The following is a 21206-nucleotide window of genomic DNA, read 5'->3' on the forward strand; positions in this document are numbered from 1 at the left end:
CGAGCGCCGCCAGCAAGCCCGCCGCCGCGCCGGAACGCAAGAGAGCCAATAGCAGAAATTGGTTCCTTTGGTCTGATATTGGTCTTGCATGCGTCCCGCCGCCCGGCTATTCCTCGCGAAAACGCAGGGGAAGGAGCGCGCGGGTGGCGACGGCGGAACAGGCTCTGGAGATGTTGCGCAAGGCGCTCGACAGCGGCGCCTATCCGACCGGCGCGCGGCTGCCGCCGGAGCGCGATCTGGCGCGCCGCTTCGCGATGGGGCGCGGGACCGTGCGCAAGGCGCTCGACGCTTTGGCGCGCGAGGGCCGGATCACCCGCCATGTCGGGCGCGGCGCCTTCGTCACCCAGGCGCACGGGCCGCTCGGCCTGACCGACGCGCCGAGCCCCGCGGACGTCATGGAGGTCCGGCTGATCGTCGAGCCCGCCATCGCCGCCGCCGCGGCGCTGCGCGCGCGCCCCGACGAACTCGCGCTGATCGGCGGTCTGCTCGAGCCCGACGCCGCCCCCGATCCCGACTGGCGCGCCTGGGAGGCGCGCGACGACGCGTTCCACAGCGCGCTCGCCGCCGCCAGCCGCAATCCGCTGCTCAGTTCGCTGCTCGAGACGCTGCACCGGATGCGCCGCAGCGAGGACTGGTCGCGCCTGCGCCGCACCACGCTGAGCCCTCAGGCACAGCGCGCCAATCTGCGCCGCCACCGCGAGATCGCCGAGGCCGTCGCCCGCCGCGACGCCGCCGGCGCGGCCTCTGCGATGCGCGCCCATCTGACCGAAGTCGACGCCGCCATGCGCGCCGGCGTCGACGCGGCGCTCGCCGAAACGCCTTCACATCAGGGAGAATCCGTCCGATGAATTTCGAACCCGCCGCCGCGATTCCGGCGATGCTCGCGCGCGCCGAAGGCCCCGCCCTCGGCGCCCCCGACCGCCCCGACCTTTCCTATGCGGCCCTCGCGGCCCAGGTCGCCGCCGCCGGCGGCCAGCTCGCGGGCCTCGGCCTCGGGCCCGGCGACGCGGTGGCGATCGTGCTCCCGAACGGACCCGAGATGGCGACGGCCTTCCTGTCGGTCGCGGCCCACGCCGTCGCGGCGCCTTTGAACCCGGCCTACACCGAGGACGAGTTCGCCTTCTACATCGAGGATCTGTCCGCCAAGGCGCTCATCGTCGCGGCAGGGGTCGAGACGCCCGCCCGCGCCGCCGCCGCCCGTCTCGGCGTGCGGCTCATTGAACTCGTTGTCGCCGAAGGCGCCCCCGCAGGCGCTTTCGCGCTCACCGAGAGCGGCGCGCCGGTCGCCCCCGCCGCGCCCCGCGCCAACGGGTCCTCAGACGTGGCGCTGGTGCTGCATACCTCCGGCACCACCTCGCGGCCCAAGATCGTGCCGCTGACCACCGCCAACATCTGCGCCTCCGCCGCCAACATCGCCGGCTCGCTCGACCTGCGCGCGACCGACCGCTGCCTCAACGTGATGCCGCTCTTCCACATCCACGGGCTGATCGCCGCCGTGCTGAGCAGCATGTCGGCGGGCGCCTATGTCTGCTGCACGCCGGGCTTCAACGCGATGAAGTTCTTCGGCTGGCTCGAGGCGGTGAAGCCGAGCTGGTACACCGCCGTCCCCACCATGCATCAGGCGATCCTCGCGCGCGCTGGCCGCAACGAGGCGATCGCCAAGGCCGCGGGTCTGCGGCTCGTGCGCTCCTCCTCGGCCTCGCTGCCGGTGCCGGTGCTGACGGCGCTCGAGGAGCTGTTCGGCTGCCCGGTCGTCGAGGCCTACGGCATGACCGAGGCGAGCCACCAGATGGCCGCCAACCCGCTGCCGCCGCGCCCGCGCAAGCCGGGCTCCGTCGGCGTCGCCGCCGGCCCCGAGATCGCGATCATGGGCGAGGAAGGCGCGATCCTGCCCGCCGGCGCCACTGGCGAGATCGTGATCCGCGGGGCCAACGTCACCCCCGGCTATCAGAACAACCCCAAGGCCAACGCCGAGAACTGGACGAACGGCTGGTTCCGCACCGGCGATCAGGGCGTGCTCGACGATGAGGGCTATCTGACCATCAACGGGCGGCTGAAGGAGATCATCAACCGCGGCGGCGAGAAGGTCAGCCCGCGCGAAGTGGACGACGTGCTGATGGAGCACCCGGCGGTGGCGCAGGCCGTCGCCTTCGCGTTGCCCCACGACAAGCTCGGCGAGGAAGTCGCCGCCGTGATCGTGCTGCGCGAAGGCGCGAGCGCGACGGTCGCCGAGATCCGCGCGCACTGCCAGAGCCGCCTCGCCGCCTTCAAGACCCCCCGCGAAATCATCTTCCGCGACGAGATCCCCAAAGGCGCCACCGGCAAGCTGCAGCGCATCGGCCTCGCCGAGAAACTCGGGCTCTGCTGAGAAAGGATCGAGTCGATGAAGATCTGCGTATTCGGCGCCGGCGCGATCGGCGGCTATCTGGCGGTGCGGCTGGCGAACGCCGGTCAGGAGGTTTCGGTGGTCGCGCGCGGGCCGCATCTCGCGGCGATCCGCGAGAACGGTCTGAAGCTGCGGATCGACGGGCGCGAGGAAGTCGCCCGCATCCGCGCGGAGGAGGACGCCGCCGCCCTCGGCCCGCAGGATTACGTGATCGTCACCCTCAAGGCGCACTCGCTGCCCCCGGTGGTGGACAAGCTCCTGCCGCTGTTCGGCCCCGATACGACCTTCGTCACGGCGATGAACGGCGTGCCTTACTGGTATTTCCACGGGCTGGAAGGGCAGGCATGGCGGCGCGTCGAGGCGGTGGACCCCGGCGGCAAGGTCTCGTCGGCCATACCGCCCGAGCGCGCGCTCGGCTGCGTGGTCTATCCCGCGACGGAAGTGGTGGAGCCCGGCGTGATCGAGCATGTCTCGGGCGACCGCTTCACGCTGGGCGAGCCCGACGGCTCGAAATCCGAGCGGTCGCAGGCGCTGTCGAAGGCGATGATCGCGGCGGGCTTCAAGGCGCCGGTGCGCCCGCGCATCCGCGACGAGATATGGGTGAAGCTGTGGGGGAACCTCGCCTTCAACCCGATGTCGGCGCTGACCGGCCAGACGCTCGACGTGCTCGCGACGCAGCCCGATCTGCGGGCGGTGGCGCGGGCGATGATGGTCGAGGGCCAGCAGGTCGCCGAGGCGCTCGGCGTGAAGTTCTCGATCGACGTGGACAAGCGCATCGCCGGCGCGGCGGAAGTCGGCGCGCACAAGACGTCGATGCTGCAGGACCTCGAACGCGGGCGCCCCATGGAGATCGACGCGCTGGTGACGGCGGTCGCCGAACTCGGCGCGGCGACGGGCGTCGCCACGCCGACCATCGACACGGTGCTGGCGCTGGTGCGCGCGCGCGCTCAGGCGGCCGGCTGTCTCTGACGCGCGCCCGGCCTTCGCGTCGCGGCGCTGATGCTGCGGCGCAACGCATCCGCGGCGGAACGCAGGGCGCGCGGAGGTCCGCAGCCTCCGCCGGCGGCCTTGCGCTTGCGTAACGACTCGCGCAATGCGAAAGCACTCGGGTATGCGACGATCTTCGGCATCATGCGCCTTTAACCACTTTGGTGCTGCACCGCACGCTAACGGTCGTTATCCTCAGGCATCCGTTTTGGAGCTTCGGACTTGCTGAACCGCGTCGCCGCCGCAGAGATCGGAATTCTCGGATACGCCTGCCGATTGCCCGGCGCCGATACGCCCAGCGCCTTCTGGAACGTGCTGCGCGAGGGACGATGCGTGGTCGGGAGGATCGGGCCAGAGCGGTGGTCCGACCTGTCCTTCGTCAATCCCGACCGCATGGCGACCGGTTTCACCTATACGGCCGCCGCCGCGGTGCTCGACGACGTGTGGAGCTTCGACGCTGGCTTTTTCGGCCTGTCCCCGCGCGAGGCGGCGCAGATGGACCCGCAGCAGCGGGTGATGCTCGAAGTCGCGTGGGAGGCGCTCGAGATGGCGGGCCTGCCGCCGTCGCGGGTGGCGGGGCGCGGCTGCGGCGTGTTCGTGGGCTCGTCCGGGCTCGATTACGGCACGGCCGGCGCGGCGGGCGACCCTGCGGCGGCGGACGCGCAGTTCATGACCGGCAACACGCTGAGCATCATCGCCAACCGCGTGGCGCATGTGCTCGACGCGCAGGGGCCCAGCTACGTGATCGACACGGCGTGCTCCTCCTCGCTCTTCGCCTTCCACGCCGCCTGCGAGGCGATCCGCTCGGGCGAGATCGAGATCGCGATCGTGGGCGGCGTCAACATGCTGCTCTCGCCGATGCCCTTCGTGGGCTTCTCGCGCGCCGGGATGCTGTCGCCGGGCGGGCTGTGCCGGCCTTTCGACGCGGGGGCGGACGGCTATGTGCGGGGCGAGGGCGCGGTCGCCTTCGTGATCGGCGACATGGAGATGGCGCGCGCGCAGGGCGATCCGGTGCGCGGCGTGGTGCTCGGCTCGGGGATCAACAGCGACGGCGGGGCCGGCGGGCTGTCGGTGCCGAGCTGCCGCCGCCAGGAAGAGCTGATGCGCAAGGTCTGCGCGGCCGCCGGGCTCGACCCCGACGACCTCGCCTTCGTCGAGGCGCACGGGACCGGGACCGCCGTGGGCGATCCGATCGAGGCGCGCGCGATCGGGCGGGCCTTCGGGGCGCGTCGGGCGGCGCCGTTGCCGATCGGGTCGGCCAAGTCCAATTTCGGCCATCTGGAGCCCGCTTCGGGTCTCGTCGGCCTGCTCAAGGCGCAGATGGCGCTGGAGGCGGGCGAGTTGCCGCGCACCCTCCATGTCGAGACGCCCAATCCCGCGATCCCCTTCGCAGCCCTCAACCTCGCGCTGACGACCGAGCCCGTGGCGCTGCCGGCGCGCGGCGCGCCTTGGGCCGCCGGGGTCAACTCGTTCGGGTTCGGCGGCGCCAACGCCCATGTGGCGATCCGGCAGCCGACGGCGGAGGAGGCGGCGGCGCCGGACGACGCGCCCGCGCCCGCGACGCAGGCCCCGCTGATCCTGTCCGCCGCCTCGGAGGAGGCGCTGCGCGCGACCGCGGCGCGCTGGCGCGGGCGGCTGGCCCAGGCCGACGTGGCCACGACCGACGCGCTGGTCGCGGCGGCGGCGCATCGGCGGGCGCGGCTGGCGCGGCGGCTGGTGGTGGTCGAGGGCGGGCGCGCCGCCCGGGTCGCGGCGCTCGACGCGTTTCTCGATGGGCGCGAGGATGGCGGCTGGGTGGTCGAGCAGGCGCTGGCCGGGCACGCAGCGCCCGTCGCCTTCGTCTTCTCTGGCAACGGCTCGCAATGGCCGGGGATGGGTCTCGCGGCCTATGGCGCGGACGCGGCCTTCCGCGACAGCTTCGACGCCACGGCGGCGCTGGTCGCGGCGGAGGGCGGCCCGGACCTCGAGGCGGAGCTGCGCGGCCCCGACCTAGAAGCGCGCCTGACGCTGGCCGACGTCGCGCAGCCGCTGCTGCTGGCGATCCAGATCGCGACGGTGGACGCGCTGGCGGCGCGCGGCGTGACGCCGATGGCGGTTGCGGGACATTCCGTGGGCGAGGTCGCCGCCTCCTGGGCCTGCGGCGCGCTCAGCCGCGCGCAGGCGGCGCGGCTGGCGGTGCGGCGGGCGCGCCGGCAGGCGCCTCTGCTGGGGACCGGCGGCATGGCCGCCGTGCTCGCCTCCGCCGAGGCGGTCGAGGCGCTGATCGCCGCGCGGGGCCTGCGCGACGTCGCCGTCGCCGCCGACAACAGCCCGCGCGGCGCAACGGTCTCGGGCGCTCCGGAGGCGATCGACGCGATCATCGCCGCCGCCCGCGCGGAACGCGTCGCGGCGCGCCGGCTGCGCGTCGACTACCCGTTCCACGGGCCGCTGATGGAGCGCATCCGCGAGCCCCTTCTCGCCGATCTCGCCGATCTCGCGCCGTCGCCTTCGCGCATCCCCTTCGTCTCGACGACCGAAGGCGCGGTCTGCGCCGGCGAGGCGCTCGACGCCGATTACTGGTGGCGCAACGCGCGCCAGCCGGTGCTGTTCCGGCAGGCGGCGCTCGCGCTGACCGAACTCGGGGCGGCCTGCTTCGTCGAGATCGGGCCGCAACCCTCGTTGCAGAACTACGTCGCCGACACGCTCTCGGCGCAGGGCGCGCGTTTCGTGACGGCGCCGACGCTGCGCCGGCAGGGCCGCGGCGCCGAGGATTTCGCCGTGATCGCGGCGCGGATCGCGGCGCTGGGCGGCGCGGTCGACGACGCGCGCCTGTTCGGCCCGCCCACGGCGATGCGCGTCGACCCGCCGCTCTATCCGTGGTCGCGCAAGGTTCACCGGATGGCGCAGACGCCCGAGGCGCTGAACGTGCTGCGCGCGCCGGCGGCGCGCCCGCTGCTCGGCTGGCGGGCGCGCGCCGACGAAGGCGCGTGGCGCGCGGTCTTCGATCTCGCAGAGCCCGAGCGCGGGGCGTGGCTGGCCGATCATGCGGTGGACGGACAGGCTGCCTTTCCGGCGGCCGGGTTCGTCGAACTGGCGCTGGAGGCGGCGGCCGAGGTTCTCGGCGACGGGCCGGTCGAGCTGTCGGGCTTCGAAGTTCTGCGCCCGCTGGCCTTGCCGCCCGGCGGACGGGTCGAGCTGCGCACCGCGCTCGACCCCGCGAGCGGCGCGGTCCGCATCGCGAGCCGCCCGCATCTCGGCGCCGGCGACTGGACGCTGCACGCCCAGACGACCGCGCGCAGCTGCTGGGCGGAAACTCCGCCGCCCGCCCCCGCCGCTTCGCCGGCCGATGCGCCCGACCCGACGCTCTACGCGGCGCTCGCCGGCGTCGGGCTCGACTACGGGGCGGTTTTCCGGCGCGTCGGCGGCCCGCGGTCGGGCGCTGAGGCGGGGTCGGAGGCCGGCGCGGCGCTGACGCGGTCGGCGCTCGCGCGGGGCCGCGTCTGGTCGCAGGGGAGGGTGCTCGACCCGACCGACCTCGACGCGGCGATGCATCTTCTGGGGCCTCTGCTCCAGCGGCGGGCCGAGCCGGGGCTGGGCTTCCTGCCGAGCCGCTTCGAACGCGTGATCGTCCACCGTCCCGGCGCGCTGGCCGCGCGCGCGGAGGCGCGGCTGCTCCGGGTCGGGGCGCGCAGCGCGCAGGCGGAGTTCGTCCTGCGCGACGCCGACGGCGCCGCCATCGCCGAACTCCGCGGCGCCCGCTTCGCCGCGGTGCGGCTGCGCCGGCGCGCCGACGCCGAGACGCCGTTCTGGCGGCAGACGCTGGTCGCGCCCGCAGGCGAGATCGGCGCGGGCGATCCCTGGGCCGATCCGCAGGCGCGCCTCGCCGCGCTCGGCCTCGCCACCTCCGATGCGCCGGACCCCGACGCCGGCGCGCTGATCGTCGAGGCCGCCTGCCGCCGGATCGCCTGGGACGCCGCCGCGGCGCGCGCGCAGAAGGGCGGCGTGCGGGCGGCGCTGCGCGCGCTGTCGCCGGCCCGGCGCGCCGCGCTGCTGATCGGGATCGACGCGCTCGCCGAGGATGGCGGCTACGATCCCGCCGCCGACCGCCTCGCCGACGCGCCGCCGGTGGCGCCCTTCGAGGCGCTGGTCGAGGCGTTGATGCTCGAAGCGCCCGAGCGCGCCGCCGATCTGGGCGATCTTCTGAACCTGCGCGCGGCGCTGCTCGGCGAGGCGGGAGACGCGGCTCCCGCCCATCCCCCGCGCGAGAGCGCGGCGCTCGAGACGGCGTGGCGGACGTTGCGCCGCGCCGCCGAAGACCTTCTGCGCGCGCGCGCGCCCACGGCGCGGCTGCGGGCGCTGGCGCTCGGCCACCCGCCGCGCGCCGTCGCCGAGGCGCTCTGCGCCGGGGCCGAAAGCGGCGCGCGCATCGTCGCGCTGAGCGACGCGGCGGATCCGGAGGCGCTGGCGGCGCGGCTTACGGAGGCGCAGGAGGTCGGCGCGTCCTTCGATCTGGTGCTCGCGGCCGGCGCGCTCGGGCAGTTCGACGCGCCCTCGCTGCGCCGGCTGGCCGGGGCGATGGCGCCCGGCGCGCTGCTCCTCGCCGTCGAACCCGAGCCCGACCTCGCGGCGGCGATGCGCGCCGCTCTGGCGGGCGACCCCCGCGCCGAGCAGGTCGTTGAGACGGGCCTCTCCCGCGCCCGGCCCGACTGGCGCGGCCGGCTCTTCGCCGCCGGTCTGGTCGAGGCCTACGACACGGCGCTGGCGAGCGCGGCGGTCGCGGCGCGCGCGATCAGCGCCCGCGCCCCCGCGGCGCATGGCGCGCGGGCGGAGCCGGCTGCGGCCCCTGCGCCGCGCGCGCTGGTCGTCCTCGCCGACGCCGCGAGCGCCGAATTCGCCGCGACGCTGACGGCGCGGCTGGCGGCGCTGGGCGTCGACGTCGAGACGGCGACCGACGCCGCCTCCGTGCGCCCCGGGGCGGAGTGCGTCGCGCTGGCCGGAGCCGTGGACGGGTCGAACGTCGAGACGACCGTCGCGCGCGCAGGTCTCCTGTCCGATCTTCTGGGCGCCGGGAAACCATCGCGCCTCTGGCTCGTCACGCGCGCCGGTCTGGCGGGCGGCGGCGAGGCGCAGCCTGCGCAGGCGGCGGCGGCGCGGATCGCGCGGTGCCTGACGAACGAACGGCCCGATCTCGATCTGCGGGTGCTCGACCTCGATCCGTCGCTCGACGCGGCGGAAGCGGGGGCGCGTCTGGCCGCCGCGCTCGCCGCGCCCTCGGCGGAGCGCGAACTTCGACTGACCGCGCAGGGCGCGCGCGCGCCGCGCGTCGAGCCCGCGCCCGACATCGCCGCCCGCGCGGCGCGCGCCCGCGCAGGCGGCGCGCCCGCCCTGCGGCTCGACGCCGGACATGGCGGGCTCGAAGCGCTGCGCTGGCGCCCCGCTTCGCGCCGCGCCCCGGGCGCGGGCGAGATCGAAGTGGAGGTCCGCGCGGCGGGGCTGAACTTCCGCGACGTCATGTGGGCGATGGGCGTCCTGCCCGAAGAGGCGATCGAGGACGGCTTCGCCAGCACGCTGCTCGGCATGGAATGCGCCGGGGTCGTGACGCGCGCCGGCGCCGGGGCGGGCTTCGTCGAGGGCGACCGGGTGATCGCCTTCGCCGCCGGCGCTTTCGCCACGCATGTCGTCGTGCCCGCTGAAGCCGCCGCGCCGGCGCCGCGCGATCTCGATTTCGCCGCTGCGGCGAGCCTGCCGGTGGTGTTCGGCACCGCCTGGCGCGCGCTGGTCGATCTCGGCCAGTTGCAGGCGGGCGAGAGCGTGCTGATCCATGGCGGCGCCGGCGGCGTCGGGCTCGCGGCCCTGCAGATCGCGCAGGCGCGCGGGGCGCGCGTGTTCGCCACCGCCGGCTCGCCGGAAAAGCGCGCGCTGCTGCGCATGCTCGGCGCGGAGGCGGTTTTCGACAGCCGCACGCTGCGCTTCGCCGACCAGCTGATGGCGGCGACCGGGGGCGAGGGCGTCGACGTCGCCCTGAACAGCCTGTCGGGCGAGGCGATGGAGCGCACGCTGGGTTGCCTCAAGCCCTTCGGCCGCTTCGTGGAACTGGGCAAGCGCGACTTCTACGCCGACACGCGGATCGGGCTGCGCCCGATGCGGCGCAACATCTCCTATTTCGGCGTCGATCTGGACGCGATGCTGGCGCTGCGGCCCGGGGGCGCGGGCCGGCTGCTGCGCGAAGTGGCGCAGCGCGTGGACGACGGGGCGTTCTCGCCGCCGCCCTTCCGGCTGTTCGAAGGCGCCGACGCGCTCGACGCCTTCCGGCTGATGCAGCGCGCCGGCCATATCGGCAAGATCGTGATCGCCCCGCCGCCCGCGCCCGCCGTCGAGGAGGCCGCCGCGCCGGCGCAGGGTCTGCGCGTCCGGGCCGACGGGGCTTATCTCGTGACCGGGGGCGCGCGCGGCTTCGGTCTGGCGCTGGCGGAGCGGCTGGTCGCGCGCGGCGCGCGCAGCATCTGGCTGACGAGCCGCAGCGGCGCGGCGGCGCTCGACGCCGACGCGGTCGCCGCGTCCCGCGTCGCCGCGATGCGGGACGCGGGCGCGCAGGTCGAGATCGCCGCCTGCGACGCCTCCGACGCGGCGGCGACGGCGGCGCTGCTCGCGCGCATCGCGGCGCAGGGCGCGCCGCTACGTGGCGTGGCGCATGCCGCGATGACGCTCGACGACGCGCTGTTCGACAAGGTCGACGCCGCGCGGCTGCGCGCGGCGCTCGCGCCGAAGCTCGGCGGCGCGCTGGCGCTCGACCAGCTGACGCGCGGCTGCGATCTCGACTTCTTCCTGCTGTTCTCCTCGGTCGCCGCCCTGTTCGGCAATCCCGGCCAGTCGGCCTATGTCGCGGCGAATGCGGCGCTCGAGGCGCTCGCGGCGGCGCGGCGGGCGGAAGGCCTGCCGGGCTTCGCCGCCGCCTTTGGGCCGATCGCCGATGTGGGCGTTCTGGCTGCGGACCCGGAGGCGCGGGCGCGACTCGAGCGGCGGGGCGCGGGGCTGATGCGCGCCGATCAGGCGCTCGACGCGCTCGAGACGGCGATGGAGGGCGCGGGCCCGGACGACGCTGCGCTCGCCATCGCGCCGATGCGCTGGGGGGCGCTGAAGTCGGATCTGGCGATCCTGCGGACGCCGCTCTTCTCGACGGTGGACCTCGGCGGCGCCGAGGCGGCGGTCGCGGCGGGCGGCGAGGATCTGCGCGCGATGGTGGCCGGTCTCGACGACGCGGCGGCCCTGCGCAAGCTGACCGGGGTCTTCTGCGCCGAAGCCGCGATCATCCTGCGCCAGTCGCCCGAGGAGATCGACCCCGCCCGTCCGATGGCCGAACTCGGCTTCGACTCGCTGATGGCGGTCGAGCTGAAGCTCTCGGCGGAGGAGAAATACGGCGTCTCCCTGCCGGTGCTGTCGCTGTCGGACGGGGCGACGCTGGCCGCCATCGCCGCGCGCACGCTCGCCGATCTGCGCGGAACGGCCGCCGCCGCGCAGCCGGTGGAGGTCGAGATCGCCGAAGCGCTTGCGGCGCGGCATCTGGGGGCGGAGGCGGCCGCGGCGGTCGGGCGCAGGTTGGCGGACACGGTCGAGGCGGAAGCGCTCGGCGTCGACGGAGCGGCGCGATGAAGCGGGGCGAGGGCGGGGAGGGTGCGGCGGCGCTGGTGGCGCAGTTGCGCGACGCGCGCCGCGCCAGGATCGAGGTCGCCCGCGCCCGGCCCGCAGCGCCCGAACCCGCGGCGCGCCCGCGCCGTCAGAGCTTCGACTTCGCCACGCTTCCGGGCTATCGCGAATTGCAGATGACGGAGGCCGCCGGCGCGCTGCTCGGCGTCGACTCGCCCTTTTTCCATGTCTGCGAAGGTCCCGGCGCGCCGGTCGCCATGATCGACGGGGCCGAGCGGATCAATTTCGGCTCCTACGACTATCTCGGCCTGAACCGCCACCCCGACGTGCTGCGCGCGGCGCGCGAGGCGGTGGACCGCTACGGCGTGTCCTGCTCCGCCTCGCGCGTGGTCGGCGGCGAGCGGCCATTCCACCGCGCGCTGGAGCGCGCTTTGGCCGATCTCTACGAGACCGAGGACGCGGTCGTCATGGTGTCGGGCCACGCCACCAACGTCACCACCATCGGCGCGCTGGTCGGGCCGGGCGACCTGATCATCTGCGACGAGCTGATCCACAATTCCGCCCTCGAAGGCGGGCGCATTTCCGGGGCCAAGCGGATCAACTGCCCGCACAACGATCTCGACTGGCTGGAGCGCACGCTCGAAAGCCTGCGCGCGCAGTATCGCCGCGTGCTGATCGTGGTCGAAGGGCTCTACAGCATGGACGGCGACGCGCCCGATCTGCGCCGGCTGGTCGAGATCAAGAACGCTTTCGACGCCTGGCTGATGGTCGACGAGGCCCATGGGCTCGGCGTGCTGGGCGAGACCGGGCGCGGGATCGCCGAGGCGCAGGGCGTCGATCCGCGCGGCGTCGAGCTGTGGATGGGCACGCTGTCCAAGACGCTCGCCGCGGCGGGCGGCTATATTTGCGGCTCGGCGCCGCTGATCGCCTATCTCAAGGCGCGCGCGCCGGGCTTCGTGTTCTCGGTCGGGCTCGCGGCGCCGCTCGCCGCCGCCGCCGAGGCCGCGCTCGCCGCGATGCGGGCAGAACCGGAGCGCGTGGCCCGGCTGCGCGAGAACGGGCGGCGGCTGCGCGACGCGCTGCGCGCGCATGGCCTCGACACCGGGTTGTCGCAGGGCTTCGCGGTGACCCCTGTGGTGCTGGGCGACTCGCCGACCACGGCGGCGACGGCGCATCTGGCCTTCCTGAAGGGCGTCGCGGCGCCGCCGATCCTGCACCCAGCCGTTCCCGAGCGCCGCGCCCGGCTGCGCCTGTTCGTGACCTCCGAGCACAGCGCCGCCCAGATCGACCGTGCGGCGGCGGTCGTGGCCGAAGCCGTCCGCGAGGCGCCCGCCATCACCCGCCGCCTGACCGGCGGCTGACGCGGCGCTACTGCGCCGCGCGAAGCCCGGCGGAGTCCGGCGGCTCCAGCCCGTAGCGGTCGAGCTTGGCGCGCAGGCCGACGCGGCTGAGGCCGAGCTCGTCCGCGGCGCGGCTCTTGTTCCAGCCATGCCGCGCCAGCGTCTCGCGCAGGATGCGCGCCTCCAGCCGCTCGACCCGGTCGCGCAGCGCGCCGCCCTGCGCCTCCGGCAGCGCGATGGCGACGTCGTCATTGGCGTGGGCGGGCGGCGCTGCGGCGAGGCGGATGCGGGCGGAGACGAGCTCCGGGCCGATCCGCCCGTCCTGCGCCGAGATCAGCATGCGCAGCACTTCGTTCTCGAGCTCGCGGATGTTGCCGGGCCAGCGCCAGCGCCGCAGCAGCGCCAGCGCCTCGGGCGCGATCCCGTCGACGCGCTTGCCATGCGCGGCCATCGCGCGCGTCAGCAGCCGATCCGCCAGCATCGGCAGATCGCCCATCCGTTCGCGCAGAGGCGGGATGCGGACCGGCGCCACGGCGAGGCGGTAATAGAGATCGGCGCGGAACCGGCCCTCCTGCACCGCCGCCTCCAGATCGCCGTTGCAGGCGGCGATCACCCGCACGTCGAGCCGCAGCGTCTCGTTCGAGCCGACCGGGCGGATCTCGCCTTCCTGCAGGAACCGAAGCAGCTTGACCTGAAAGGCGGGCGAGGTGTCGCCGATCTCGTCGAGAAAGATCGTGCCGCGGTCGACCTCCTCCAGCAGGCCGATCCGGTGGGCGTGCGCGCCGGTGAAGGCGCCCTTGCGGTGACCGAACAGTTCGCTTTCCAGCAGTTCGTCGGGGATCGCGCCGCAATTGACCGCGTGGAACGGCTTGTCGGAGCGCAGGCTGGTCTCGTGGATGGCGCGCGCGAGCAGCTCCTTGCCGACGCCGGTCTCGCCGAGGATCAGCGCCGGCACGTCGAAGCTCGCGACGAGGGCGGCGGCGCGGCAGGTCTCGGCCATCGGCGAGCCCGGGCTGCGCACGATGCGGGCGAAGGCGTCGGCGCGCTCGGGGTCGGCGGCGCGGGCGCGACGGGGGCCGCGCAACGCCAGTTCCGCGCGCAGCCGTCCGGTCTCGCGGCGGGCGCGGAACAGCGCCTCGGCGGCGCGGGCGGCGATGCGGGCGAGCGGCGCGCGCAGCGGCGTCGGCAGGTGGAGCTCGGCGCCGGCGGCTTCGGCGGCGAAGCCGGCCCCGTCCTCCGCCGCGCTCACGCCGACGCGCGCGATGTCGGGCCAGTCGCGCGCGAGCATGCCGAGCGCCGCGCAGCCGCGATCGGGATCGTCGAGCCCGACGAAGGCCGCGACGATGTCGCGCTCGGCCAGCAGCGCGCGCGCCGCCTCCAGGCCGTCCGCCGGATGCAGCTCGGCGCAACCCGAAAGCGCGGCCTCGAGCGCCGCGCGCCGGCCCGGGTCGGGGTCGATGGCCAGCATGCAGGGCAGGGCGCGTTTGAGGGTCATGCCGCCTCCAGATCCTTCACGCGCATCTCGTCGCCGCCGGTCGGCCTGAGGCGGGCGCCGCCGCAGCGCGGGCAGTCGTCGAGCCGGCCTGCGATCTCGACTTCGACGCCGCAGTCGAAGCACCAGGCGCGGCCGGGCAGGTCGATGATTTCGAGCGTCGCGCCTTCCGCCACCGAGCCGCGCATGACGACGTCGAAGCCGAAGCGGAGCGCCTCCACCTCGACGCCGGCGAGCCGCCCGATTTCGAGCCGCACGCGGCGGATCGCGCGCAGGTCGTGGCGTCGGGCGTGGTCTTCGAGCACGTCGCGGATGCTCTCGCAGAGGTCCATTTCATGCATCTTCGCAGGCCTCGACCTCGATGCGCGCGCCCATGCAGGGATCGACGCTCTCCAGCGCCAGCGCGCCGGCGACCGCGAGCGTCAGCCCGCCGCCGCTGCGCAGGCCGGCGAAAGCCGCGGCGAGGGCGCCGCGCTCGTGCAGCGCGCAGTCGGTGGGCGTGAGCGTGCGGAAGGCCCGCACGCGACCGCCTTCGGCTTCGCCCAGCGCGATCAGCGTTCCGCGCGCGGCCTGCGCGACGCCGAGGCCAGGGCCGAGCGCGCGCGGCGCGACCTCGCCTTCGCCCTCGCGCAGCGCCTCGATGAGCCGGGCCGCGTCGAGCAGGCGGGCCGCGACGCGCCAGAGCGCGCCGCGCCCGGTCTCGGCGGCGACCGCGCGCATCAGCGGATGCGCGCCCATCCGCGCCGCGAGGCCGGTCTCGACAGGGCGTCCGTCGATCTCGGCCCGCGCGAAATCGACCGCGCTGGCGGCGAGGGCCTCGGGCGGCGCCCAGAGGTCGGGGCCTGCGGCGGGGTCCTCGCGCCATGCGGCCCAGAGGCGGGCGAGGGCGCGGGCCGGGGCGGTCGCGGCGCGGGCGCGCCAGTCGGCGAAGGCGGCGCCGTCGGAGGGCGGACCTCCGGCCCCGAACAGCGCGCGCGACAGCAGGTCCATGTCGGGCTGCGCGCCGACATGGGCGAGGGCGCCGCGGTCGGCGTCGAGGCCCAGCGCCTCGGGCCAGTCGACGCAGAGCTTGAGCGCGTGATGGCGCAGGCTTTCGAGGGCGATGCGCCGCCCGATGTCGGGGCGCTGGGGCAGGCCGAAGGCGGCGCGGGCCGCCCCCTCCTGCGCAGCCCCGCACAGGTTGAAGACGAGGCCGGCGAGGCGCGCCGCCTCCTCCGGGGTCCTGCCTGCGAAGAGCCGCTCGGGCGCGCCCGCCCCTTCGACCTGCGAACGCGCGGCGACGCCCTCGCCCTGCGGGCGCAGGAAGATGGCGACGCCGCCGGAGATCACGTCGCGTCCGCCCCCCGGTCGGACGGCGCGTCGGCGGCGAGCCCGCCCGAGATCACTGCGCGCCGCGAGGGCGCGGCCCCGGCGGTCGCAGCGGCGGCCTGCGCAGCGGCGACGGCGTCCAGCTCGGCTTCGCGGGCGGCGCGGATTTCGCCCTGCCGGCTGGTCTCGGCCCGGTTCTTCGGATCGAACAGCGCGACCATCGCGGCGCGGGCGACGTCGGTCGCCTGAAGCTGGCTGGCGAAATCCTGCATCGGCGAGAACAGCGAGCACGCCTTGTAAGGCCCGATCATCGGGCGGCTGTTGGCGATGAACTCGTAGACGCCCGAGGGGAAGGCGACGTCCTCCTTGGCGCCGGCGACGAGGCCGGACCAGTCGTCGCCGGGGCCGGGCAGGGCGAACAGATTCATGAACCAGGGCGTGACCAGCGCGCCGAGCAGCCGCCCGTCCCAGATGCGGAAACCCACGGCCTCGACATGCAGCGAGCGGTTGACGATCGGCACGTCGCGCATCTTGCCGTTCCATATCTCGCGGAACTCGGCGACGAGCTTGGGCGGCTCGGTCACGAGGCGCGCGCGCAGAACAGAGTCGCGCGCATCCCCGGAGGACGGGTCGGCAGCGCGCGGCGCAGGTTGCTCGGCGGCCTCCGGCGCGTCGCCCGAAGCGGCGTCCGACGTCACCATGAACTGCGCCTTGGGGGCGGAGCAGGTCGGGCAGCGCCAGTCGTCGGGCAAGGCCCGGAACGGCGTGCCGGGGGGGATCATCCGCGTCTCGTCGCCGAGCGCGGGGTCGTAGGGCGTCCAGCAGATCTTGCACTCGAGCAGCGCGCTGTCGGAGATGCGCGCCTGCTCGCCGCCATAGGAGCCTTCGAAGCGCGCGTTCACGCGGCGGCTCCGGCGAGGGTGGCGTGGACTTCGCGCAGGCGCTCGGCGCTGTCGGCGAGGTCCTCGGGGGCTGCGAGCGCGACTTCGGGGACCTCAACCGCCTCGATCGTGTCGAGGATCAGCGCGTCCATCGAGTTGAAGAAGCGCACGCGCCAGACCCCGCGCGTCGCCGTCGCGTCCAGCCGGCAATTGCCGTAGCCGCGCGAGAGCAGCGTCGCGGCGCCATGGCCGAGCGCCGCGTCGAGATGCGCCAGATCCTGAACCGTGTGGGGCAGCAGGGTGAGGTTGACCACATGCGCCGGCGCGCCCGGCGCGGCGCCAGCGGCCTTGTCGAGCAGTTCCGCCACCAGCGCCGGCGCGCTCATCACCCCCTCGCCCGCGCGCGCCGACAGGCCCGGCGGCGGCGCGGCGGCCTCATGGGCGCGCGCGCGCAGCGCCTGCGGGATCGCGCCGATCTCGACGCTGTGGGCGTCGCCGCTCCGCACCCGCCAGACGCCCGCGAACACCGCCTCCTGCGCCAGCGTCTCGGGGGCGGCGCGGACGGCGCGCAGCGTGAGCGCCACTTCGCCCTCGCCGAGCGTCTCCTCCACCAGCGCGCGGTTGAACGGGTCGAGCCCGTCGAGCGGCAGGACGGCGCCGCCGCCCCCCGACGCCGCGCTCTCGCACGCCTCGGAGAGCCGCAGCAGGAACGCCAGCGCGGGGGCGGCGCGCTTGGGGTCGTCGATCTCCGGCAGATGCGCCTCGTAAGTCCGCATCCCTGAGGGCATCGCCATGTAGGACAACTCGCCATCCTCGGGCGCGGGCTGCGAGCCGGGTCCGAAGCCCATAGGCGGAAGCGTGAACGACATCGGCGGGCTCCCTATTCGGCGGCGAGCGCCGATCCGTCGAGGATCTGGCGGCAGCGCAGGATGTAGTCGTCCCAGTCGCGGACCTTGGCGATGTCGCCGAGCTGGACGCCGTCGCGGAAGAAGATCAGCGAAGGCGTCGGCCACACTTCGCAGCGCTCGCGCACCGCGCGCTCCGCCGGCTGGCCGATCACGGCGGGGCGGAAGCGGCCCTGAAAGGCCTGGACGAGTTCGGGCAGGATCACCGCGACGTCGGTGCTTTCGAGGTTCTTCGCCGGATCGCCCGTGACGAACAGGACCTGTTCGCCGCCTTCGTCGAGAAAGGCGTCGAGCGCGGCGAGGTCGTCGATGCGGGGCCAGCCCAGCTCGGTCGTCAGGCGGTCGATCAGCGGCGAGGGCATGGGCGGCTCCGTCGGCTCGTCTTCGGCGTCAGGCTGTCTCGCGGCCTTCGCGCACGGCCTCGGCGAGATGCGGCGGCAATTGGGGCTCGCGCCCCTCCAGATCGGCGAAGGCGTCGCCCAGATCGCCGCCCGCCAGCACCGAACGCAGACCCGCCAGAGCGCGCGAAATCTGCTCGGCCTGCACGGCGTCGATCGCCTCGCGCGCGGCGCCGAGATGGGTCAGCACCCAGCCGCCCACCGGCTGCGGCCCGACCAGCGACAGGTCCACCATCCCCTCGCGGTCGTCGCCGCGGCAGAACGCGCTGAGCCCCTCGACGCGCAGGACCTGCATCGGCACGCCCATGCACATCGCGATCACTCCGCCGCGAGGTTCAGAAAGCGCGCATCGCCGGTGCGGCAGGCCGCGTGCGCCGGCGGGCGACCGCCCTCGTAAGCCTCGCGCGCGAGCGCCTGCGCCGTCAGATCGTCGGCGCGGTCGGCGCGCAGCACCGGCTGGATGCGGTGGACGCGGCTGAGTTCGCTCAGCGCGATCTCGACGGCGGGCCCGATCTGCGCGGCCACCACGTCCCGCAGCCCGCCGCCGTAATCGTCGAGCTCTTCGGGTTGCACGCCGATGAGCGTCATCCGCCTCGGGCGCTGGCCGAGCAGTTCGGCGGTCGCCACCACGTCCTGAAATCCGGTCTGGTGCAGGCTCATCTTCTTGGCGCCCATGAAGGCGGGCACGGCGTCGTCGCGCACGATCTTCAGCGTTCCCGGGCGCAGGCCGTAATCGATCGCGTCGAAGACGATCAGCGCGTCGGCCTCGGCGAGATAAGGCAGAAGGTAGAGGCCCTGGGTGCCGCCATCCATCACGGTGACGCGGTCGGGGAAAGCCCAGCGGGCGTTGAGCGCCTCGACGGCGCGGACGCCGAACCCCTCGTCGGCCCAGAGGACGTTCCCGATGCCGAGGATCAGCACCCGCCCGGCGGTTTCTGCGTCGGCCATCGGAACCCCTCCCCAGCGCGGCGCGTCTCGGGCGCGCCCGTGAACGACGACACAATCGCGAAAGTCGGAAGTACCGATATGCGACTTTCGCACGAGACCAAGGCGCCGGGGCGGAAATCTGCGCGATCGATCAGTTGCTTGCGCGCACTGCGCGTCAGGTGGACGCAGCGCCGGCCCGCCCCCGCTTCGGCGGGTTGGACCTGCGGCGCGCAAGCCGCTAGCTTCCCCGCGAGGGGCCGCGTACGGCGCAAGGGGCGACATGACTTCCAGAACCATCGCGATCACCGGAGCCACCGGCTTCATCGGCGAGCGCCTGACCGAGGCGCTGCAGGCGCGCGGCGATGCGGTGATCGCGCTCACCCGCGACCGCGCCCGCGCGGCGCAGGAGCTGCCGCCGGCGCGCTATCCCGGTCTGAGGGTCGTCGAGTATTCCCCCGACCGGCTCGGCGACTGGGTCGGCGCGCTGGAGGGGGCGGATGCGGTGGTGCATCTGGCGGGGGCGCCGATCAACGGGCGGTGGACCCCTGAGTTCAAGAAGGCGATCCTCGACAGCCGCAAGCAGGGCACGCATGCGCTGGTCGAGGCGCTGGCGGCCCTGTCCAGGCGCCCCGAAGCGCTGATCAGCGCGTCGGCGGCGCGCTATTACGGCACCTCCGAGACGGCGCTGTTCGACGAGGACAGCCCGCCGGGGCCGATCAGCGACTATCTCAGCTTCGTCTGCCGCCACTGGGAGAACGAGGCGCTGCGCGCGAAGACGCTCGGGATGCGCGTGGCGGTCGCGCGCTTCGGCTTCGCGCTGGCGATGGGCACGACGTTCAAGAAGGCGCTGCCGGTGCTGGGCCGCTTCATGGGCGGGCGCGTGGGGACGGGTCGGCAATGGGTGAGCTGGATCCATCGCGACGACATCGCGCAGGCGCTGATCAGGCTGATCGACGATCCCGCGCTCGACGGCCCGTTCAACCTCACCGCCCCCAACCCGGTGCGGATGCGCGACTTCAGCGCGACCATGGCGCAGGTGACCGGCGGCAAGACGCCGCTGCCGGTGCCGGGCGCGGTGATCCGCCAGTTCCTCGGCGACGGCGCGACGGTGATCCTCGACGGCCAGCAGGTGGCGCCGAAGCGGTTGACCGAGGCGGGCTTCGCCTTCTCCCATCCCGACCTGCGCCCGGCGCTCGCGACGATCCTGTGAAGGGGGCTGCGCCGTTCAGGCCGCCATCCGCTCCAAAATCCACGCATGCGCTTCCGCGCGCGCGGCGCGCGCGATGGCGAGGTCGAACTGGTCGAAAGCGTGGACGCCCCCCGGATAGAGGCGCGCCGAAACCGCGCGCCCGGCCGCGGCCAGCCGCGCCGCCAGGAACAGCGTGTCGTCTATGAGCGGGTCGGCGGTCCCGCAGATCAGCAGCGCAGGCGGAAATGCAGCGAGATCGCCGAGCAGCGGCGAGAGCGCGGGGTCGGCGCGGGCTGCGCGGTTCCCCCCGGTCAGATTGTCTGCGAACCACTCCACTGTCGGCGTCGAGAGGATCAGCGACTCCGGCCCCCAGTTCGCCATCGAAGGCGTCAGCCGCAGATCGTAGAGCCCGTACCACAGCACCGCGCCTGCGATCCGCCCCGCCTCGCCCCGCGCCGCGAGCCGCGCCAGCGCGACGGCGGCGTAATGCGCCCCCGCCGATTCGCCCCCGATGAAGACCGGCCCGGCGCCGAATTCGGGATGCGTCAGGATGAAATCCAGCGCTTCGCAGGCGTCGTCGGCGCCGGCCGGCCAGGGATGCTCGGGCGCGAGGCGATAGCGCGCCGAGAGCACCGCCAGCCCGGTCGCGCGCGCCAGCGCCTGATTCGCAGCGTCGTAATGCTCGGGCGATCCGAAGGTCCAGCCGCCGCCATGCAGATGCAGATAGACCCCGCGCGGCGCGCCCTCGGGCGGCGACAGCCGCAGCCGCCCGTCCTCGATCCAGCGCGAGCCCTCCAGCGGGCCGCCGAGCGGGAAGATCCCCTTGCCGGCGGCGCGCGCGGCGCGGGTGACCTCGGGCGGGATCTGATGCGCTTGCGGCATCGCCGCGAGGGTCGCGCGCAAGCTGGCGTTGAAGGCGGCGGTCTCGGGGGAAGGCGGGGCGGTCAGTCCGGCGAAGTCGATCAGCGTCTCAGGCCCCCTTGAGCAGCCGCGCCCGCGACGGCGGCACGCGTGCGATCTCGACGCCCGTGAACACATGCAGCGTGTTCAGGTCGTGGTCGATCACCGCATGGTCCGACACCCAGCCGCCCATGACAAGATAGGTGCGCAGGAGCGGCGGCATGCGGCGCATCGCGAGCTTCATGTCGGGCCGCTTCAGCCGCAGCTTCAGCGCGAAGCGGAACACCTTCGGCGCCTTGACGCGCGGGAGCCAGCGCGGCGGCGCGAGGTGCCGCTCCTTCAGCAGCGCGAAGGCGTCCATGTACTCGTCCTCGTCCACTCCGTGGAAGGACGAGCAGCCGAACAGCATCCCCACCGCGTTCTTCTCGACGTAGTCGGTCATTGCGCCCCAAGCGGAGCGCAGGACGTCGGGGTCGCCGCGATGCTCCGGCGCGATGCAGAAGCGGCCCATCTCGACCATGCGCTCGGGATAGTCCTTCAGCGCAGAGAGGTCGTAGTAGCGCGCCGAATAGGTGCGCGCGATCTGCGAGCCGTCGTCGAGCGGCAGCATCCGGAAGCAGCAGACCAGCTCGCCCGACCGGCGGTCCTCGATCAGCATGTGGTCGCACAGCGCGTCGAGATCGTCGGCGTCGAGCCCCGCGGCGCGCGGCCCTTCGAGCGGCGTGTCGCGGCCCTCGATGAACGCCCGGAAGCGCAGCCGCTGGGCCGCCCGCACGTCGGCGATGCTCTCGGCGAGCCGCACGCCGTATCTGCCGCGCAAGAACACGCCCATCGCCCCCTCCGATCGCCCCCACACTCTGCGTCGCCGAT

General features: G+C 74.4%; 16 protein-coding genes. 6 read left to right on the plus strand and 10 right to left on the minus strand.

Annotated elements, in window-relative coordinates; all coding sequences use genetic code 11:
• The first annotated feature begins 143 nt into the window (after positions 1-143).
• The 5 genes from V7Q31_RS00290 to V7Q31_RS00310 all read left to right on the plus strand — a co-directional run bounded on the left by V7Q31_RS00290 (position 144) and on the right by V7Q31_RS00310 (position 12357).
• A complete protein-coding gene (locus V7Q31_RS00290) occupies positions 144-848 on the plus strand; it encodes a FadR/GntR family transcriptional regulator (protein ID WP_333831657.1) in 705 nt (234 codons plus the stop codon).
• Positions 845-2368: an acyl--CoA ligase gene (locus V7Q31_RS00295; RefSeq protein WP_333831658.1), complete on the plus strand. Its 1524-nt coding sequence runs from the start codon at positions 845-847 to the stop codon at positions 2366-2368. The genes V7Q31_RS00290 and V7Q31_RS00295 overlap by 4 nt, the downstream gene beginning before the upstream one ends.
• 15 nt (positions 2369-2383) lie before the next feature.
• A complete protein-coding gene (locus V7Q31_RS00300; protein WP_333831659.1) occupies positions 2384-3355 on the plus strand; it encodes a 2-dehydropantoate 2-reductase in 972 nt (323 codons plus the stop codon).
• Between the two features lie 240 nt (positions 3356-3595).
• Entirely contained in the window at positions 3596-11002 is a 7407-nt protein-coding gene (locus V7Q31_RS00305) for an SDR family NAD(P)-dependent oxidoreductase (protein ID WP_333831660.1), read from the plus strand.
• Positions 10999-12357, plus strand: a complete 1359-nt coding sequence (locus V7Q31_RS00310; protein WP_333831661.1) for an aminotransferase class I/II-fold pyridoxal phosphate-dependent enzyme — start codon at positions 10999-11001, stop codon at positions 12355-12357. Before V7Q31_RS00305 ends, V7Q31_RS00310 begins: the two co-directional genes overlap by 4 nt.
• A 7-nt stretch (positions 12358-12364) precedes the next feature.
• Here V7Q31_RS00310 and V7Q31_RS00315 read toward each other — a convergent pair whose 3' ends face one another.
• From V7Q31_RS00315 to V7Q31_RS00350, 8 genes are read right to left on the minus strand one after another with little or no spacing between them, the layout of a single operon-like run.
• Positions 12365-13831, minus strand: a complete 1467-nt coding sequence (locus V7Q31_RS00315; protein ID WP_333831662.1) for a sigma-54 interaction domain-containing protein — start codon at positions 13829-13831, stop codon at positions 12365-12367.
• The gene (hypA, locus tag V7Q31_RS00320; RefSeq protein WP_333831663.1) at positions 13828-14169 is read right to left on the minus strand and encodes a hydrogenase maturation nickel metallochaperone HypA; all 342 of its coding nucleotides are present in this window, start codon (positions 14167-14169) and stop codon (positions 13828-13830) included. The genes V7Q31_RS00315 and hypA overlap by 4 nt, the downstream gene beginning before the upstream one ends.
• On the minus strand, positions 14162-15157 hold the full coding sequence (locus V7Q31_RS00325) for a hypothetical protein (protein WP_333831664.1): 996 nt from the start codon (positions 15155-15157) through the stop codon (positions 14162-14164). Before V7Q31_RS00325 ends, hypA begins: the two co-directional genes overlap by 8 nt.
• Complete coding sequence (gene hybE, locus V7Q31_RS00330) at positions 15154-16038, minus strand: [NiFe]-hydrogenase assembly chaperone HybE (RefSeq protein WP_333831665.1); 885 nt, start codon at positions 16036-16038, stop codon at positions 15154-15156. The genes V7Q31_RS00325 and hybE overlap by 4 nt, the downstream gene beginning before the upstream one ends.
• Entirely contained in the window at positions 16035-16886 is an 852-nt protein-coding gene (locus tag V7Q31_RS00335; RefSeq protein ID WP_333831666.1) for a hydrogenase expression/formation protein, read from the minus strand. Before V7Q31_RS00335 ends, hybE begins: the two co-directional genes overlap by 4 nt.
• Positions 16887-16897: 11 nt before the next feature.
• Positions 16898-17284, minus strand: a complete 387-nt coding sequence (locus V7Q31_RS00340; protein WP_333831667.1) for a hydrogenase accessory protein — start codon at positions 17282-17284, stop codon at positions 16898-16900.
• A gap of 28 nt (positions 17285-17312) precedes the next feature.
• Positions 17313-17633, minus strand: a complete 321-nt coding sequence (locus V7Q31_RS00345; protein WP_333831668.1) for a HypC/HybG/HupF family hydrogenase formation chaperone — start codon at positions 17631-17633, stop codon at positions 17313-17315.
• A 5-nt stretch (positions 17634-17638) separates the two neighbouring features.
• A complete protein-coding gene (locus V7Q31_RS00350) occupies positions 17639-18268 on the minus strand; it encodes a HyaD/HybD family hydrogenase maturation endopeptidase (RefSeq protein WP_333831669.1) in 630 nt (209 codons plus the stop codon).
• 259 nt (positions 18269-18527) lie between these two features.
• On the opposite strand from V7Q31_RS00350, the gene V7Q31_RS00355 reads away from it, so the two are divergent.
• Entirely contained in the window at positions 18528-19457 is a 930-nt protein-coding gene (locus V7Q31_RS00355) for a TIGR01777 family oxidoreductase (protein ID WP_333831670.1), read from the plus strand.
• A gap of 15 nt (positions 19458-19472) precedes the next feature.
• Here V7Q31_RS00355 and V7Q31_RS00360 read toward each other — a convergent pair whose 3' ends face one another.
• Together V7Q31_RS00360 and V7Q31_RS00365 are read right to left on the minus strand one after the other, a co-directional pair.
• On the minus strand, positions 19473-20318 hold the full coding sequence (locus V7Q31_RS00360) for an alpha/beta hydrolase fold domain-containing protein (protein ID WP_333831671.1): 846 nt from the start codon (positions 20316-20318) through the stop codon (positions 19473-19475).
• A gap of 88 nt (positions 20319-20406) precedes the next feature.
• Positions 20407-21168: a GNAT family N-acetyltransferase gene (locus V7Q31_RS00365; protein ID WP_333831672.1), complete on the minus strand. Its 762-nt coding sequence runs from the start codon at positions 21166-21168 to the stop codon at positions 20407-20409.
• Positions 21169-21206: the final 38 nt, after the last annotated feature.

The sequence above is a fragment of the Rubrimonas sp. genome (genome assembly GCF_036788415.1).
Taxonomy (GTDB): Bacteria; Pseudomonadota; Alphaproteobacteria; order Rhodobacterales; family Rhodobacteraceae; genus Rubrimonas.